At 70.4% G+C, this 16417-nt stretch carries 19 protein-coding genes; 4 read left to right on the top strand and 15 right to left on the bottom strand.

Annotated features, from left to right (window positions below; translation table 11 throughout):
* Positions 1-6 precede the first annotated feature (6 nt).
* The 3 genes from M8J73_RS45205 to M8J73_RS06710 all read right to left on the bottom strand — a co-directional run bounded on the left by M8J73_RS45205 (position 7) and on the right by M8J73_RS06710 (position 1683).
* Entirely contained in the window at positions 7-348 is a 342-nt protein-coding gene (locus tag M8J73_RS45205; protein WP_240501391.1) for a transposase, read from the bottom strand.
* Positions 349-546: 198 nt separating this feature from the next.
* Positions 547-933 carry a cytochrome P450 gene (locus tag M8J73_RS06715; protein ID WP_055539739.1) on the bottom strand — a complete coding sequence of 129 codons (387 nt, stop codon included), beginning with the start codon at positions 931-933 and terminating at the stop codon, positions 547-549.
* Between the two features lie 210 nt (positions 934-1143).
* Positions 1144-1683, bottom strand: a complete 540-nt coding sequence (locus M8J73_RS06710) for an FAD-dependent oxidoreductase (protein WP_055539740.1) — start codon at positions 1681-1683, stop codon at positions 1144-1146.
* An 813-nt stretch (positions 1684-2496) separates the two neighbouring features.
* On the opposite strand from M8J73_RS06710, the gene M8J73_RS06705 reads away from it, so the two are divergent.
* Positions 2497-2952: a cupin domain-containing protein gene (locus M8J73_RS06705; protein ID WP_206187885.1), complete on the top strand. Its 456-nt coding sequence runs from the start codon at positions 2497-2499 to the stop codon at positions 2950-2952.
* Positions 2953-3036: 84 nt separating this feature from the next.
* Here M8J73_RS06705 and M8J73_RS06700 read toward each other — a convergent pair whose 3' ends face one another.
* The 8 genes from M8J73_RS06700 to M8J73_RS06670 form a co-directional block, all read right to left on the bottom strand.
* Entirely contained in the window at positions 3037-3915 is an 879-nt protein-coding gene (locus tag M8J73_RS06700) for an alpha/beta hydrolase family protein (protein WP_206187886.1), read from the bottom strand.
* A gap of 99 nt (positions 3916-4014) precedes the next feature.
* Positions 4015-4191, bottom strand: coding sequence for a hypothetical protein (locus tag M8J73_RS06695; RefSeq protein ID WP_206187887.1), 177 nt, complete (start codon positions 4189-4191; stop codon positions 4015-4017).
* 40 nt (positions 4192-4231) lie between these two features.
* Positions 4232-5008, bottom strand: coding sequence for an SDR family NAD(P)-dependent oxidoreductase (locus tag M8J73_RS06690; protein WP_107424007.1), 777 nt, complete (start codon positions 5006-5008; stop codon positions 4232-4234).
* 11 nt (positions 5009-5019) lie between these two features.
* Positions 5020-5970 (bottom strand): VOC family protein, encoded by a 951-nt coding sequence (locus M8J73_RS06685; protein ID WP_055539743.1) that lies wholly within the window; start codon positions 5968-5970, stop codon positions 5020-5022.
* Positions 5967-6095, bottom strand: coding sequence for a hypothetical protein (locus M8J73_RS44710; protein ID WP_274757648.1), 129 nt, complete (start codon positions 6093-6095; stop codon positions 5967-5969). The genes M8J73_RS06685 and M8J73_RS44710 overlap by 4 nt, the downstream gene beginning before the upstream one ends.
* Positions 6096-6105: 10 nt before the next feature.
* Positions 6106-7512 carry an aldehyde dehydrogenase family protein gene (locus tag M8J73_RS06680; protein WP_055539744.1) on the bottom strand — a complete coding sequence of 469 codons (1407 nt, stop codon included), beginning with the start codon at positions 7510-7512 and terminating at the stop codon, positions 6106-6108.
* Positions 7513-8496, bottom strand: coding sequence for a fumarylacetoacetate hydrolase family protein (locus M8J73_RS06675; protein ID WP_055539745.1), 984 nt, complete (start codon positions 8494-8496; stop codon positions 7513-7515).
* A gap of 2 nt (positions 8497-8498) precedes the next feature.
* Positions 8499-8789, bottom strand: a complete 291-nt coding sequence (locus M8J73_RS06670) for a putative quinol monooxygenase (RefSeq protein WP_055539746.1) — start codon at positions 8787-8789, stop codon at positions 8499-8501.
* 183 nt (positions 8790-8972) lie between these two features.
* Between M8J73_RS06670 and M8J73_RS06665 the strand changes: the two genes are divergently transcribed.
* On the top strand, positions 8973-10106 hold the full coding sequence (locus M8J73_RS06665) for an FAD-dependent monooxygenase (protein WP_055539747.1): 1134 nt from the start codon (positions 8973-8975) through the stop codon (positions 10104-10106).
* On the top strand, positions 10103-10288 hold the full coding sequence (locus M8J73_RS06660; protein WP_055539748.1) for a hypothetical protein: 186 nt from the start codon (positions 10103-10105) through the stop codon (positions 10286-10288). The genes M8J73_RS06665 and M8J73_RS06660 overlap by 4 nt, the downstream gene beginning before the upstream one ends.
* Before the next feature lie 175 nt (positions 10289-10463).
* Here the strand turns inward: M8J73_RS06660 and M8J73_RS06655 are convergent, their stop codons facing one another.
* A complete protein-coding gene (locus M8J73_RS06655; protein WP_055539749.1) occupies positions 10464-11402 on the bottom strand; it encodes a LysR family transcriptional regulator in 939 nt (312 codons plus the stop codon).
* A 108-nt stretch (positions 11403-11510) separates the two neighbouring features.
* On the opposite strand from M8J73_RS06655, the gene M8J73_RS06650 reads away from it, so the two are divergent.
* Positions 11511-12443: a LysR family transcriptional regulator gene (locus tag M8J73_RS06650; protein ID WP_055539750.1), complete on the top strand. Its 933-nt coding sequence runs from the start codon at positions 11511-11513 to the stop codon at positions 12441-12443.
* On the opposite strand, the gene M8J73_RS06645 is transcribed toward M8J73_RS06650, so the two are convergent.
* Genes M8J73_RS06645 through M8J73_RS06635 form a run of 3 tightly spaced genes read right to left on the bottom strand, consistent with a single transcriptional unit; the run spans position 12444 to position 16185 of the window.
* On the bottom strand, positions 12444-13460 hold the full coding sequence (locus M8J73_RS06645; RefSeq protein WP_079054944.1) for an ABC transporter permease: 1017 nt from the start codon (positions 13458-13460) through the stop codon (positions 12444-12446).
* Positions 13457-15019 (bottom strand): sugar ABC transporter ATP-binding protein, encoded by a 1563-nt coding sequence (locus M8J73_RS06640; RefSeq protein ID WP_063799233.1) that lies wholly within the window; start codon positions 15017-15019, stop codon positions 13457-13459. Before M8J73_RS06640 ends, M8J73_RS06645 begins: the two co-directional genes overlap by 4 nt.
* 14 nt (positions 15020-15033) lie before the next feature.
* The gene (locus M8J73_RS06635; RefSeq protein WP_055539752.1) at positions 15034-16185 is read right to left on the bottom strand and encodes a sugar ABC transporter substrate-binding protein; all 1152 of its coding nucleotides are present in this window, start codon (positions 16183-16185) and stop codon (positions 15034-15036) included.
* Between the last annotated feature and the right edge of the window lie 232 nt (positions 16186-16417).

Here is a 16417-nt window from a genome sequence, read left to right as displayed (position 1 = left end):
ACCTGCTCAGGAACTCGTTCCTTCGCGGACGAGGCCGGCATCCTTCAGGCGTGCGAGCACGAGGTCGAGGGGACGGTCGGCTCGGCCGTCCCCGGTGCAACGCTTGCGGAAGTCGGCCAGCACACTGTGGTGGAAGCCGGGATCGTCCAGTTCCATGGCCAGCGCGTACTTGAAGTCGATGCGGCAGCGAACAGCCTCGGCCGCCTGCCGGTCCGACAGACCGAGCAGGAACTGCAGTAAGCAGACGGTGGCCGGCTGGGCGCGCGCGAGCCCAGGGCGGCCATCGCGCGGATACCAGTCGGCGAAGTCCTCGTCCCGCCACAGCCCGCCAGGCGGTCTCTCACCCACATCGCCGTCGTGCCGCCCGGGTTGCTCGCTCGCGCCATCCGCACGGTCAGAGACGGGACTTGCTCACCAGAGCGGGCGTGGAGCGACAACGGGCAACGGGGCACCTCGACAACTGCATCGGTCCTTGAACAGAGCCGAGCATGCCCGTTGATCATGCTGCCCCGCCGGGGATCCTCAAGATCCCCAACAGAGTCAAGCTCAGCCGCCGTCCGCCTCGACTCGGAGGCGGAGTCGGCCCAGGCCCAGGATGGTGTTGTTGAGGCGGCGTTCGGGTGTCCCGACGATCTCCATGCCCCGCACCCGGCGGGCCCAGGCCTTGAGGATCGCCTGGCCCTCCATCCTGGCCAGGCCCTGGCCGGCCCAGGAGTGGATGCCGTGGCCGAAGGCCAGGTGGTCGGCGGCCATGCGGGAGACGTCGAAGGTGTCGGGGTCACGGAAGTGCCGCTCGTCCCGGTTGCCCGACAGCATCAGCGTGACCACGCGACCACCCGCGCTGACCGGCTGCCCACCGATGGTGGTGTCGCGCGTGGCGCCGCGGGCGAAGAACATGACGGGGGATTCGAAGCGCAGTGTCTCCTCCAGCACCGGCTTGGCCAGCTCGGGGTTTGACGGAGGGCGGCCCAGGCGTCGGGGTGCTCGGCGAGCGGTCTGATGGCGCTGCTGATGGCGTTGATGGTGGTGTCCATGCTGGGGACGAGGTAGGCGGACATGAGGTGGATCGCCTCCTCCTCGTTCACGTCTCCCCGGTCGACAGCGTCGTAGACGGCCGCTCCCCAGGAGTCCGGCGCGATGGATTCACGGCTCATCGACTCGGCGATGTGGGCCCAGCTGGGAGACCAGGCAAGGTGCCATGTGCACCACGGTGACGCGCAGGCCGAGACTGAGAGCCGTCGACGCGATCTCCATGCCGAGGTAGCCGCCGCCGACCACCACGACCCGGGGGCGCGCGGCGAACGCCCGGCTGAGCGCGGCGGCGTCGTCCAGGGTGCGCAGCACGTGCACGCCTTCGAGCTCGGCCCCGTCCAGACTGCGTGCCCGCCCGCCGGTGGCGATGACGAGAGCGTCGTACGGGACAGCCTCCCCGCCCTCGAGGTGGACGCGCCCGGCGTCGGTGTCGAGCCGGGTCGCCGCGGTCCCGCGGATCCAGTCGACGCCCTCCGCGGTCACGGCCAGTGCCGCCGCCTCCGGCGGCTCGTCGCCGTGGAGGATCGCCTTGGACAGCGGTGGCCGGGCGTACGGCGCGTGCGGTTCGTCGCCGATGACGGTGACGTCCCCGTCGAATCCCGGCTCGCGCAGGGCCGTGGCCGCCGTCGCTCCCGCGATCGAGCCGTCCACGACGACGATCCGGCGGAGCCCGCTCGCTGCGCCGGTCCGGCCTGGCGCAGTGCGACGCCAGGGCACGCGGCGACGGCCTCGGCCTCGGCCGGCACGTCGGTGCCCTCGAAGTGGTAGATCAGCTCGCCGTCGTCATCGAGTGCGAAGACACGAGGGCCGCGTTCCTCTCACAGGCCGTGCCCTTCGCACCGGCTGCGGTCGACGTTGATGCGCATGGTGCTGCTCCGATCCGGTCTGGGTCACCGGTGCAGGGCGACCGGGACGGAGGTGTAGGTCCGCAGGATGCCGCTCATCGCGAGCTCCGGTTCCGCGGTGATGCTCCCGGCCGACCTGCGGAAAGCCGATGAAGTCCGGCACGACGGCCGACGCGGAGCCAGGTCGCGAAGTCTCGGTGGGCCGGGTAAGGGTCGCGGACAGTGACCGAGTCGAAGAGGTCGTCGGAACAGGCAGGGGCTGGAGTATGTCGCCTCCGGGCGAATCAGGTCACCTCAGCATCCGAAGGGGGATCCGAGTTCTCCGTCAACTGATCATTGGGCTGGGCGATACCCGGCATCACGAGAAACGGCCGGCAGGGGTCTGTTCAGGCCGCCGGGTCGGCAGGGCGGCAAGGCGGCAATGGCACCCATCGCCGCTGCTGATGGAGAGGGATCTTGTGGCCGGCGGGGGGATTCTCGTTGACTCGGCGTGCGGCGGCCGCCGCCCCCTCACACGGAACGGAATCGAGGCAGCATGAGTCGAGGAATTCCTCGTCGGGTGGTCACCGGGCATTCGCCGACCGGTGTCTCCGTCGTCGTATCGGACGGGCCGGTGCCCGTGAGCCGATCCCTCCCGCAGGACGGAGTGGCCTTCCACGAGATCTGGAACACGACCGGCGCCCCGGCCCCGATCGCCGCGGTGGAGGCCGACCCCACCGAGCGGGAACTGGCGGTTCCGCCGCCCCCGTCGGGCACCAAGATCCGGATCAACGAGTTCGAGCCGGGACACCTGGACGAACGGGGTCTGCAGTCGCCGGTGCACCGGACCGCGTCGGTCGACTACGGCATCGTGCTGGAGGGCGAGATCACGCTGGTGCTGGACGACTCGGAGGTCACGCTGCGCGCGGGCGACGTCGTCGTCCAGCGTGGCACCGACCATGCCTGGGCGAACCGTGGCGATGTACCGGCCCGGGTGGCGTTCATCCTGGTGGACGGCCGGTTCGACGACGCCCTCGCCGAGACGCTGCCGGGCGCCGGCCTGAACGGGCTGATGCGGGGCGGTCCGAGGGACTGAGCCCCTCCTTCCGCCACCGCGGCCCCTGTGGTCACCGCCGTCGATCGCTCCCCCGGTCGACGGCGGCGCCTTTTGCCGTGCGTGTCAGGTCAGTTCGGCGAAGGTGTCGGCGACCCAGTCGGCGGTGAACGAGGCGACGTGCGGCAGGTGGTCGAGGCCGACGTGCTCGGTCGCGCCCTCCTCGGCGGTGAACACCCGCAACTCCCGCTTGGGGCTGCCCACGGCCTGTTCGTAGGACCGGTGGGCGTACTCGACGGAGATCTGCCGGTCGTTCTCGCCGTGCGTGACGAGGAACGGGCACGTGATCTTGTCGACGACCCCGTCCAGGGTGATGCGCTCGGCGTTCTTGATGAAGGTGTCGACGTCCGGCTCGCCCCACACCCACAGGACGTGCTCCCAGTAGTGCGGGACCGGGTTCTCGCCCTCCCGCTCCAGTCGGCGCTTTTGCACCTCGCCCCAGTTGTGGTTGGCGCCCCACGCGACGACGAGCTTCAGCCGCTTCTCGAAGGCCGCGGCGCGCGGCGCGAAGTAACCGCCGAGCGACCAGCCGACGAGCCCGACGCGGTCGGCGTCGACGTCGTCCCGGGTCTCCAGGTAGTCGACGCAGGCCCGTGCCCAGTCCTCGGTCTCCACCCGCGCCGTCAGCCCGAGCAGCCGCAGGGCCTCGCCGCTGCCGGGACAGTCCACCATGAGCGTGGAGATGCCGCGGGCCGCGAGCTCGTGGCACCAACCCGAGGTGTACATGTGCTCCTTGGTGCTGTCCAGGCCGTTCCACATGATGACGCAGGGGGCCGGGCGTCCGTCCCTGGGTTCGGCCCGGGTGAAGTAGGCGGGCAGCGCGGTGCCCTCGAAGGGCACCTCGACGCGGGTGGTGGCCGGGTCCAGCAGCTCGAACGACCTCTGCAGCAGGCGTAGGCAGTGTTCGTAGATCGCTGTGCGCCCCGGTGAGGAGACGCTCTGCATCCGCTCCGCCTGGCAGACGTACGTCGCCGCGCGCAGGTACTTCTGGCCCGCGGTGCGCCGGTGTCCCGCGTCCTCGGCCTGCCGGGCCTGCTCCTCCAGCTAGTCGGCGACGCCCTGCCAGGCCTTCATGAAGTCCGTGGTCCCCGCGTCACCGCGCGCGGCCGCCTCCCGGATGGGACGGCAGGCCCGGTCCACCTCGTCGATGGTGCCGCCGCTGTTGAGGGTGGCGACCACACCGAGGTTCCAGATGTAGTTGCCGGGAAAGTACTCGAACATTTCTCTTGGTCCTTACTGAGTACGGCTCGAACACGACCGGTTACGGCGCGGCGATGGCGTCCGCGATGCCCTTGTGGGAGACATGGGCCGTGAGACCGCCGTCGACCACGAGTTCGGCACCGTTGACGTACGCGGACTCGTCGGACACCAGGAAGACCATCAGCGGCGCGATGTCGGCCGGGGTCCCGGCGCGGCCCAGGGGGATCTCGGCCAGCGCCGCCGAGGTGAAGGCGGGTGACGCCGACGCCATCAGCGGGGTCTCGATCAGGCCCGGCATGACGGCGTTGACCCGGATGCCGCGCCCGCCGAGTTCGAGGGAGGCGGTGCGGGTCAGGCCCCGCAGAGCCCACTTGCTGGCGGTGTACGCGGCCGCGACGTGCCCCGCCATGGCCGCCACCGAGCAGACGTTGACGATCGAGGCGCCCGCGCGCATCAGCGGGACGAGCGCCTGGATGCCGTGCAGCGGTCCGGTGACGTTGATGTCGAAGGTGCGCCGCCAGGCCTCCGGGTCCACGTCGGGTATGCGGTCCCGGGCGGCGACCCCGGCGTTGTTGACGAGGGCGTCGACCCGCCCGTGATGTTCCTCCAGGTAGGAGGCGAGGGCGTCCCACGCCTGCCGGTCGCGGACGTCGAGAGGCAGGTAGGTGACCTGCAGTCCGTCGGCCGCCAGCCGCCCCGCGAGCGCGTGGCCCTCGGCGTCGAGCACGTCGGTCGCCAGCACCGTCGCGCCTTCCCGTGCCAGCGCCTCCACCTCGGCGGCGCCCTGGCCCCGGGCGCCGCCTGTCACGACCACGACCTTCCCGGCGACCCGTCCCATGGCCCGCCCCCTCATACCGGCGGCGCGACGAACACGCCGCGGTCCACGTCGTTGAAGCTCTCCTTGGCGATCAGCTCGCTCATCGGATCGGCGGTCCCCCACTGGTCCTGGGTGAGCGGGTCGTCCACGTCGTAGATGTGCGGATGCCAGGCGTCCTCGTCGAGTCGTTCGAGTTCGGTGGTGTACTCCATGGTGTTGCCGCTCGGATCGAGGAAGTAGGAGAAGGTGTTGTTGCCGGCCAGGTGGCGGCCGGGCCCCCACACCTTCTTGATGCCCGCGCGCATCACCCGGCCGGTGCCGCGCAGGTACTCGTCGATGCCGCGCATCTCGAAGGACACGTGGTGCACCGAGGTGTGCGGGCCGTGGGCGATCGCCAGGCTGTGGTGCCGGTCGTTGCACCGCATGAAGTGCATGAGATCACCCATGTCGTCCTTGTGCAGGGTGTCACTGAGCCGGAACCCGAGGTGCCGTTCGTAGAAGGACCGGGTCCGGGCGATGTCGGTCGAGTTCACGACGGCGTGCGAGATCCGTACCGGGACCGACTCGCCCTCCTCGACCTTGCGGTGCGTACGGACCTCGACGTCGGCGGAGATCTCGACGGTGCGGCCGTCGACGTCGAAGAACCGGAACCCGTAGCCGCCGCCGGCGGTCGCGAGGTCTCCGGGTTCGGTGACGAGCGGGACGTCGGCACTGCCGAGGCACTGCGCGAGCGCGTCGACGGCGGCCCGGTCCACGGCTCCGAAGGCGATCAGATCGAGGCGCTTGTCAGCGGCGTGGCGCAGCCGGACGACGTACTGCTCGGGTGATCCCTCGGCAGCCAGGTAGGAGAGGTCGCCGTCCGAACCGACCTCGGTCAGGCCCCAGGTGTCGGTGTAGAAGGCGCGCTGGGTGGCGTAGTCGGGTACGGCGAGGTCGACGTGCCGTAGATGGGTGATGCCGAACTCGTTGGGCTTGTCGCTCATCTTGTGTCCCTTGGGGTGGGGGCGCTCAGCCGAGGGCCGGGCTGCCTCCCGTCGATGACGAAGAGGGGGATGCGGTCGAGCACCAGCCGCTTCATCCCGACATGGGCGAGCGTGTTGCTGCTCATGGGTCCCTCACTAGGTTGTGGCCGGGTCCGCGGCAGGGCCGGCTCCGACGAAGACGGTGCGGACGTTGGTGAACTCGCGGACGCCCTCCGCGCCGAGCTCCCGGCCGTGTCCGCTGCGGCCGATGCCGCCGAACGGCAGCCGGGGGTCGGAGGCGACGAGGGCGTTGACGAACAGCGCCCCGGAGCGGATCCGGCTCCCGACCGCCAGGCCCCGCCCGGACCCGCTCCACACGGCCGCGCCCAGTCCGAACTCGGTGTCGTTGGCCAGCGCCACGGCGTGGTCGTCGTCGCGTGCCCGCACGACGCAGGCCACCGGCCCGAAGGTCTCCTCGGTGAAGCCGGTCATGCCCGGCTCGACCCGGTCCAGGACGGTGGGCGCGTAGTGGAAACCGGGCCCGTCGAGCGGCCGTCCTCCGGTGACCAGGACGGCTCCCTGGCGAATGGTGTCGGTCACTTGGCGGTGCAGGGCGTCCCGCAGGTCCGCGCGGGCCAGCGGTCCCATCGTCGTGCCGTCGGCCGTGGGGTCGCCGACCGCGATCCGCTCGACCTGATCGGCCAGCAGCGCGGTGAACTCGTCGGCGATCGCGTCGGCGACGATGAACCGCTTGGCGGCGATACAGCTCTGTCCGGCGTTGCCGAAGCGTGAGCGCGCCGCGGCCTCGGCGGCGGCCGCGAGATCGGCGTCGTCGAGCACCACGAACGGGTCGGAGCCGCCGAGTTCGAGGACGCTCTTCTTCAGTGCCGCGCCCGCCGCGGCTCCGACGGCCGCACCGGCACGTTCGCTGCCGGTGAGGGTGACGGCGACCACCCGGTCGTCGGCGATGATCCGCGGGACGAGGTCGGTGACGTCGTCGTCGGCCACGAGCACCGAACGGAACAGTCCTCGCGGCGCGCCCGCGTCGGCGAAGAGCGTCTCGACGGCGAGCGCGCAGCCCGTCACGTTGGGCGCGTGCTTCAACACGGCGGCGTCACCGGCGGCCAGCGCGGCGCAGGCGAACCGCAGCACCTGCCAGAACGGGAAGTTCCACGGCATCACCGCGAACACCACGCCCAGCGGTTCGTACGACACCCAGGAGCGGGCCGCGGCACTGGCGACCTCGTGGTCGCCCAGCCAGTCGGCGGCGTGGTCCGCGACGATCCCGCAGGTCCAGGCGCACTTGTCGATCTCGCCACGTGCCTCGGCGAGCGGCTTGCCCATCTCGGCGGTGATCAGGGCGGCGTACCGTTCGCGCCGCTCGGTCAGGAGCGCGCCGACCCGGCGCAGCAGGTCGCCGCGCTGCTCGACGGAGGTCGAGGACCAGGTGGTGAACGCCCCTGCCGCCTGGTCGAGGACGGAGTCGATCTCGTCCCAGCCGTGCGCCGGGTAGGTCGCGAGCGGCTTGCCGGTGGCGGGGTCGACGGTGTTGATGGACGGCACTCAGGCCTCCTCTCGTACATGGCGGCGCGCGGCCGGGATCGGCGGGGCGGTCTCCTGCGAGACGACCAGCCTGTTGCGGATGATGCCGATGCCCTCGATGTCCATTTCGACGACGTCACCCGCCCGCAGGGGCGGTGGTTCGAGGGTTCCGGTGCGGCCCCAGGTCTCCGCGAGGGCTCCCCTGGCGCAGGTGCCGGAGGCGATCACCTCTCCGGCCTTCACCCAGGACGAGCGTGAGGCGTAGGACAGCATCTCCTCGAAGGACCAGCTCATGTTGCCGGACCGGTCGGAGCCGACTTCGACGCCGTTGACGCGCACGGTCATCCCCAGGTCGACCAGGCCGCCCGTGCTGCGCCAGGCGTCGATTTCGTCGGGGGTGACCACCCAGGGGCCGATGGTGGTGGCGAAGTCCTTGCCCTTGGACGGTCCCAGGCCGATGCGCATCTCTCGGCCCTGGATGTCGCGGGCCGACCAGTCGTTCATCACCAGGTAGCCTCCGATCGCCGCCGCCGCGGCCTCCGGGGTGGCGTTGCGGATGTCGCGGCAGGTCACGATCGCGAGTTCCAGCTCGAAGTCGAGCCGTTCGGTGTCGGGTGGGACCGCCACGTCGTCGAACGGCCCATGCACGGCGTGCGGGGCCATGAACAGGAAGGACGGCGCCGCGTACCACTCGGGTTCGACGGCGCCCGCGCCCTGCATCCCGCGGCTCACGCCCTCGACATGGGCCTCGAAGGTGAGGAAGTCGCGCATCGCCACCGGGTAGACCGGCGGCAGCAGCAGGATGTCCCCGAGCGGGTGCCCGTCGGTCTCCGCGGCCTTGTCGGCCGCCTCGTCCCGCGAGGTGGGGTCGGCGGCGAGGAGACGGATCAGGTCGGTGCCGGCCGGGAAGGGGTGGACCCGCAGTTCAGCGGCGGTGCCGATGACGAGGCCGACGCGGCGCTCGGCCGGCGGGTCCTCGGCGAATCGGAAGGCGGCCAGACGCATCGTCAGCCGATCGTCTCGTAGAAGGCACGCTCGCGTTCGGCCAGGGCGGGGATGGCCTGGCCGTGGCCGTACTCCGCGAAGTGCTCGGAAGCGCCGTGGGCGGCGTAGGCGTCCTCGTCGTCGTAGATCTCGAAGAGCCGGAACACCGACGGGTTCGAGGGGTCCTGGTACGCCTGGTAGAACTGGTTTCCCGGCTCCTGACGGGACGGCGGGGTCAGCTTCTCGATCGCGTCGAGGACGATGTCCTCCTTGCCCGGCTTCGCTGTCCAGGTCGCGACGACGACATAGCCCATCTGGTTCTCCTCGGGGGCTTGGCGGGGTGGTGGATGACCTTGACGCTACGGGCCGTCCACGACACGCGGAATTCACGGCGAGAGATGCCAGGCATTCGTATCGCTGAGTTCACGGACGGTCGCCGCCGCGCCTACGTTCCGGGAGTCTGTATTTCTCACTCTTGTCGGGAAGGAAACAACGCGATGACCGACGCACGGGTGTCCCGGGTACTCGTCGTGGGCGGAGGGATCACCGGATCGGTGCTTTCCCTGGCCCTGGCCCAGCGTGGCGTGGACGTCGTCCTCGCCGAGATCAGACCGGAGTGGACCGGAGCCGGCCACGGAATCACCATCCAGGGCAACGCCCTGAAGGCGTTCCGGGCCGTCGGCGTCCTCGACGAACTGATGGCCCACGGCGTCCCTTTCGACCTGCTCAGGCTGAAGAACGCGGCGGACGGCTCGGTCATCGCCGAGTTCCCCACCCCGCGCACCGGCGGCGAGGACCTCCCGGCGACGATGGGCGCGCTCCGCTCCGACCTGGCGGGCATCCTCGCCCGCGCGGTTATCGCGGTCGGCGTCGACGTACGCCTCGGCACCACCGTCTCCGACATCACCGACCTCGGCGACGCGGTCACCGCCACGCTGAGCGACGGCTCCACCGTGACCGCCGACCTGTTGGTGGGCGCCGACGGAATCCGCTCCCAAGTGCGGAGCATGCTCGGCATCGAGACCGTCCCCCAGCCGGTCGGCATGGGCATCTGGCGGGTGGTCGCGCCGCGGCCCGCGGCCATGGACTGCGCGGAGGTCTACTACAACGGCCCCAAGTACAAGGCCGGTTACAGCCCCATCTCCGCCGATCTCTGTTACGCCTACCTGCTGGAGGGCAACCTGGACCGCGCGCACGTCGGCGAGTATCCGGGCGGCAAGGTCCTCAAGGAGCGCTCCGAGGGATACGGCGGTATCTGGGGCGAGATCCGCGACGGCCTCGCGGACGATGCCGTCGTGAACTACCAGTGGATCGAGTCCGTGCTGGTCCAGGACCCCTGGTACCGCGGGCGCTCACTCGTCATCGGCGACGCCGCGCACGCCTGTCCGCCGCTCATCGCCCAGGGGGCCGCCATGTGCGCGGAGGACGCCGTCGTCCTCGCCGAGATGCTGACCGGCGACGACCCCGTCGAGTCGGTGCTGCCGGCCTTCATGGCCCGCCGGTTCCCCCGGGTGAGGATGGTGCTGGACAACAGTCTCCAGCTCGCGCGGTGGGAGATGAGTCCGACGCCGGACGCCGATCCCGGGCGCATCATGGGCGAGACGCTCCAGGCCCTGAAGGCGCCGGCGTGAGCGGGCGCGCGGACATGCCCGACGGACTGGTCGGCAAGCTGATCCTCCGCGACGACCCGGCGTTCGAGGGGGCGCGGACCGAACGGCTCCTCAACCGTCGGCTGCCCCACCGGCGCCCCGCGGCTGTGCTGAAGGTGGTCCACGAGAACGCCGTGGTGCTCGGCTCGCGGCCGGCCCGCTGACGCGGCACTCCGACCTGGCGACCCGGCAGGTCCGGTTCCTGTCCGCCGCGGCGTGGGAGCGTCTGAAGAGGATCCGCGCCGAGCGGGATACGCACGGCCTCTTCGTGGGCTACCTCGCCGATGAGCGGGGCGCCCTGAACGCTGACCACGGGGCCTGGCCGGTCCGACCGACGGCTCACGGCATGCTCGGGTCCGGCTCGGCCAGGGTGCCGCCCACCTCGTCGAGCCGCTCGAACAACCAGCGGTGGGCCGGGTCGGACAGCCGGGTGGCCGCGAACCAGTAGCCCTCGGCCAGGAGGATGTCGTCGAACGGCAGCGGGGTCATCGTGAGCGGCCCGGCCGGCCCGGCGTGCAGACGCGCGAGCCGCTCGGGCACGACGGCCACCATGTCGGTGCCCTCGATCACGAAGGGCAGTGGCAGCCAGCCGCTCACCCGAACCCGGATCCGGCGCTCCAGACCCATCTCGCCGAACACCCGGTCGACGGGTGTGAGGTTGCCCGGGCCGAAGGTCGCCACGGCGTGCGGCAGTTCGGCCACATCGGTCATCGACAGCCGGCCGTCGGCCAGCCGGGGGTTCCCCTGGTCCACCAGGCAGACGAAATGGTCCCGCCACAGCGGCCGTGATCTCCCGGCGAACGCGTAGCCGAGTGGGCCGACAAGGACGTCGTAGTCGACCAGCACCCGTTCCAGCGCCCGCGGATCAGGACCGAGATACAGATGATCCACCTGTAGCCGGATGTTCGGTGCGGCCTCTCGGACCCGCGTCAGAAGGTGGTCGTGCGCCATCGCGATCGCGTAGTCACTCATCATGAACCGGAACACCCGCTTGCTGGTGGCGGGGTCGAACTCCTCCTCGACCCCGAGCGCCGTGTTGATCAGCCGCAGTGTCTCCTGGACCTCGGGCAGCAATTCGGCGCCGAACGGGGTCAGCTCGTAGTCCCGGCCGTTGCGCGTCAGCAGCTCGTCGTCGAACCTACGGCGCAGCTTCGCCAGCGCACCGCTCATCGCGGACTGGCTCAGCTCCAGGCGCTGGCCCGCACGGGTCACGTTGCCCTCCTCCAGGAGCACCCTCAAAGCCGTGAGCAGGTTGAGGTCGACTCCTCCGAGCGTCATCGCTCGACTCCTTCCACCGGTCCGGCCTGCGCGGTTGCACGGAGGGTTCCGCAGGACCCCTGCAGGGGGCCTGCAGGGCTCCTACAATGACGAAAACCGGAGGCGATCATGCACAAGGCCAGACCTCATGTCGACATCAACCTCCTGCTCGCTCTCCACGCGCTGCTCGAAGAACGTAATCTGACCCACGCGGGAACCCGGATGTCGGTGAGCCAGCCCGCGATGAGCGGTGCTCTCGGCCGGCTGCGTGCCCACTTCGACGACCCGCTGCTGGTGCGCCAGGGCAGGGAATTCCATCTCACCGAGCTGGCCGAACGGCTCCTGCCGGTGGTGGCCGAGGCGGTCGAGTCGGCGGAGGCTCTGCTCGGCGAGTCCCGGGCGTTCGACCCCGCCCGCAGCACCAAGCAGTTTACCGTCAGCGTCTCGGAGTACGCGATGACGGTGCTGGCCGAACCGATCACCCGGTTCCTGCGTGAGCACGCCCCCGGATGCTCCATCGCTTTCGACGCCCTGCCCTCCGACCCGTCGGCCTTCAACAGCCGCCTCACCCACCGGGACCTGGTCGTCGGCCCGCTCGGCTTCGACCTGCCGGGCAGCCGCCAGCCCATCTTCACCGACAATCTGGTGTGCCTGGTCGCGCGGGACAACCCGTGGACCGCGGATGGGCGGCTGACGCTCGACGACCTGCGGCGGATGCCGCACGCGACGGCCGAGTTCCCCGGAGCCGGTGACGCCAAGCGCCCACTGGAGGTGGTGGCCGAGACGTACGGGCTGGCCGACCGGAACATCCAGATCACCGTCAAGAGCCTGCTCACCCTGCCCTACGCGATCGCCGGCACCGAGCTGTGCGCGTTCGTGCCGCTGCGCCTGGCGCGGCGCTGCCTCGACACCCTCGGCCTGGCGATCGTGGAAACGCCGCTGCCGCCGGTGCCGATCACCGAGGCGGCACACTGGCATCCACGGCGATCGAGCGATCCGGCGGGTCGCTGGCTGAGGGAGATGCTCTACGACGTCGCGGTCGAGCTCGAGAGCGACAGCTGATCAGGTGGCCTGGCCGCGGTGCCGGCCGAGACAGGTCGAGAAGCCGACGGCGGTCAGGAGCGCGGCGCCGTTGAAGACGGGGCTCACCCAGGCCTCGGCTCCGGCCAGGGTCAGTCCGCTGACCGCGACGGAGACGAACAGGACGCCGATGACCGTGCCGACCACGTTGAAGAACCCGGGCCGTACGGCGGTCGAGCCTAGGAAGGCGGCCGCGAGGGCCGGGAAGAGCAGGCTGGTGCCCGAGTCGGCGGTCGCGCTGCCGGTCCGGGCGAGTTGCAGGATGCCCGCCGCCGAGGCGATCGTGCCCGCCATCACGAACGAGACCGCGACATACCGTTCGGACCGGATGCCGACCAGCCTGGCGGCGCGCGGGTTCACGCCGATGGCGTACAGCGCCCGGCCGTAGGGAGTCTGCGCCAGCAGGTACCACAGCACCGCGGCGACCACCACCACGATGTAGGCGACCAGCGGAATCCCCGCCAGCGAGGTCGCCCCGAACTGGATCAGGTCCGGCGAGATGCCCTTCAGGATGGTCTGGCCGCCCGTGTACCACTGGATGAGTCCGCCGAGGAAGGTGGCCATGCCGAGCGTCGTGACGAAGGCGTTCATCCGGAAACGGGTCACCAGCGCGCCGTTCACCAGGCCGATCAGCGCGCCGACGGCCACGCACACGACACACGCGACGGACAGCGGCAGGTCCAGGCGGGACATGAGGCCGGCGCTGAGCACCGTCGACACCGCGGCGTTGGCTCCCACGGAGAAGTCGAAGTAGCCGCTGACCAGCGGGAGGATCAAGGCCAGCGCTATCAGGGCCACGGTCGCCTGGGTGCTCAGCAGCACCGACAGGTTGTCGACGGACAGGAACACGTCCCGACTGGCCGGCAGGACCGAGAAGAACACGGCGACCAGAACCAGCAGCGCCAGCAGCGCGTTGCTCTCCACGAGCGAGCGCACCCGGACCGTACGGACGTCAAGGGGGCTGGTCACGGGGGCCTCTTCCGCTACTTGCTGGCTCATGGCTGGTCTCCTGTGGTGAGCACCGAGGACTGGGTGGCGGCGGTCAGATGGTCGGGGGTGAGCCGGGTGCCGGAGAGCTCGGCCGTGACCACGCCGTCCTGGAGAACGAGCACCCGGTCGCACAGCGCGCACAGCTCCGCGAAGTCGCTGGAGGCGACCAGGACCGCGCAGCCCGCCGAGACGGACTGCCGGATGGTGTCGTAGATGTCCCGGCGTGACATGACGTCGACACCCTGGGTCGGCTCGTCGAGCAGCAGGAGGCTCGGGTCGCGGCACAGCCACCGGGCCAGCACCGCCTTCTGCTGGTTGCCGCCGGACAGGGAGGAGAAGACACCGTCCACGCCGGTGGTCTTCACCCGGTGGCGGCGCACCAGGTCCGCCGCCGAGCGGCGTTCCTCGGCCGCGTTCATGCCACGCGGCCGCCAGAAGCGGCGCAGCCGGGAGACCGAGATGTTCTCGCGGACGGTCAGCTCCATGAGGGACGACTCCGCGACGCGGTCCTCGGCGACGTACGCCACTCCCTGGGCCATGCGGGCCTTGACGTCCTCCGCGCCGGACTGGGAGCGGCCGCTCAGTGTGATCGTCCCCGATTCGGGTCGATGCGCTCCGAAGACGGTCTTGAGCAGCGACGACCGCCCGCTCCCGACCAGCCCGGTAACGCCCACGATCTCCCCCTGCCGGACAGCGAGCGTGACTCCCCGCAGCGGGCCCGAGACCAGGTTCTCCACCTGGAGGGATACCGACCCGGCCGCGGGAGGAGCGGCCGTGGTGGCTGCGGGCTCCTGCGGGGCGCGTTCCAGTTCGCGGCCGGTCATCAGGGCGACGAGCCGGTCCTCGGTGGGGTTCTCCCCGCTCAGGGTGGCGACGGTACGGCCGTCGCGGAAGACGGTGAAGTCCTGCGCGACCGAGAGCACCTCCTGCATCCGGTGGCTCACCAGGAGCACCGTCTGACCCAGCTCCGCCCGGCGCCGGATCGCGCCGAGCAGGACCTCCGACTCGTGCGCGGGAAGTGTCGCCGTCGGTTCGTCGAGGACGAGCACGGCCCGCGTCGAATCGTCGTCCTGGAGGGCACGCGCGATGGCCACCATGGTCCGCTGCGCCGGCCGGAGGCTGCCCACGGGCTGCCGCGGGTCAGCCGCGATCTCGAAGCGGTCGAGGAGGGAGACCACGCGGCGCTCCAACTCCTTCCAGCGGACGGACCGCACGGCGGTGGTGGGGTATCCGGCGTCGAGCGCGAAGTTCTCCGCGACGGACAGCGCGTCGAAGAGACCGAGGTCCTGGTGGACGAAGCGCAGCCCCGCGCCGCTCCCGGCCGCCGCACTCCAGGTGCGGGCGGGCCACTGCTCCCGCCCGACCTGGATGACGCCCGCGTCGGCCTCGTGGACCCCGGCGAGGATCTTGAGGGCGGTGGACTTGCCGGAGCCGTTGCCGCCCAGCAGGGCGTGGACGGTGCCGCGCCGCAGCACGAGCTCGGCATCGTCCAGCGCCTTGGTGGGCCCGAAGGACTTGCGGATCCCCGTCAGACGGACCGCGACTTCCTCGGAGTGGGTGTTCGTCATGATGTCAGCGGCCTTCAGCTCAGGCCCCAGAGCTTGCGGTACTGCGACTTGTAGTCGACACCGCCCTGGTAGTCCCCGGAGGCGGGCAGGTTCTTGTCCTTGTCGACCATCTGGAAGCCGTCACCCTGGACCTGCGGCTTCTCTCCGTTCAGGATGCGGATGGCGGTGTCGACGGAGCCGTAGGAGCCCCACTGCGAGGCGTAGCCCATCGCGCCGAAGGCGAAACCGCTGTCACGGATGAGGTCCATCGTCGACGCGTCACCGAAACCGCTGGAGACGTTCAGCTTGGCGGCCCGCCCGGAGGACTGGACGGCCTGGGAGAGGCCGGCCTGCATCCATCCGCCGACCGGGATGGAGACCGCGTTCACCGACGGGTTCTTCAGCAGGGCGCTGGAGAACTTCTGCGCCATCGTGTTGGTCACCACATCGTTGTTGGACAGGTCGAGCTTCTGCACGATCTTGCAGTCGGCGCAGGTCTTGAGCTCCGCCTCGAAGCCCGCGGTGATCCAGGGGCCCCAGATCGGGTCGGTGAAGTTCAGCAGGAGGACCTGGGCCTTGGCGCCGGTCTTGCCGATCAGCCAGTCGGCCTGGAGCTTTCCGTTCAGCTTCCAGTACTGCTCGATCGTCGTGTCGGGCAGTTCGAGCCGCTCGCTCGCCATGAGCTTCTTGCCGCCGGCGGCGTCGCAGTCCGAGCCTCCACCACCGATGATCTTCGTGCCGGCCTTGACCGCTTCCTGCATCGGCGCCTGGACCGCAACGCAGTCGATGCCCACGGGAATGACGACGTCCGCCTTCGCGCTCGCGGCCTGCCGGATGCAGTTGCCCCATCCGGTCGGGTTGAGCTGCCCGTCACACATCTTCACCTTCCAGCCGACGGCCTTGGCCGCCTTCTGCACGCCGGCGACGGGCGTCGAACACGACGGCACCTGCTGCCCGCAGGACACGACCCACAGGCTCACACCGGCCCGGGGCTTGGTGGGGACGGTGGGCGGTGTCCCGGTCACCCCCTTGTACGCGGCGGCCAGCGCCTTCGTCGCCTCGTCGTTCTTCGATCCGCTCGACGCACTCGCGGCGGTCGGGGTGGGGGTGGTGGAACAGGCGCTCAGCAGCGCCATCACCATCACGGCGAAGGCGGCGAGGACGCCCAGCCCTCTGTTTCTCACCATGTACGCTCCTGATCAACTCAGTCGTTCGTGGCCGGAAACCCAGCGGTGACCCGAGTGAAACAGCGCGATGAACGTCTCGGAACTCGGTGGTCCTCATGACAGCGATCGCTGCTGCCTATGGTTACGGCGGGGTAGTTTTCGCCGGATGTGTGGCTTGATCTATGTCTTTCGGCGACGGGGGGCGGAAGCTGACCGGCGCGAAGAACGGCGCCGGTACGGCGCCGACGCAAGA

It is taken from the genome of Streptomyces neyagawaensis (genome assembly GCF_023516595.1).
Taxonomy (GTDB): Bacteria; Actinomycetota; Actinomycetes; order Streptomycetales; family Streptomycetaceae; genus Streptomyces; species Streptomyces neyagawaensis.
The sequence above is the reverse complement of the archived record's forward strand: the minus strand, read 5'-3'. Positions and strand labels throughout refer to the sequence as shown.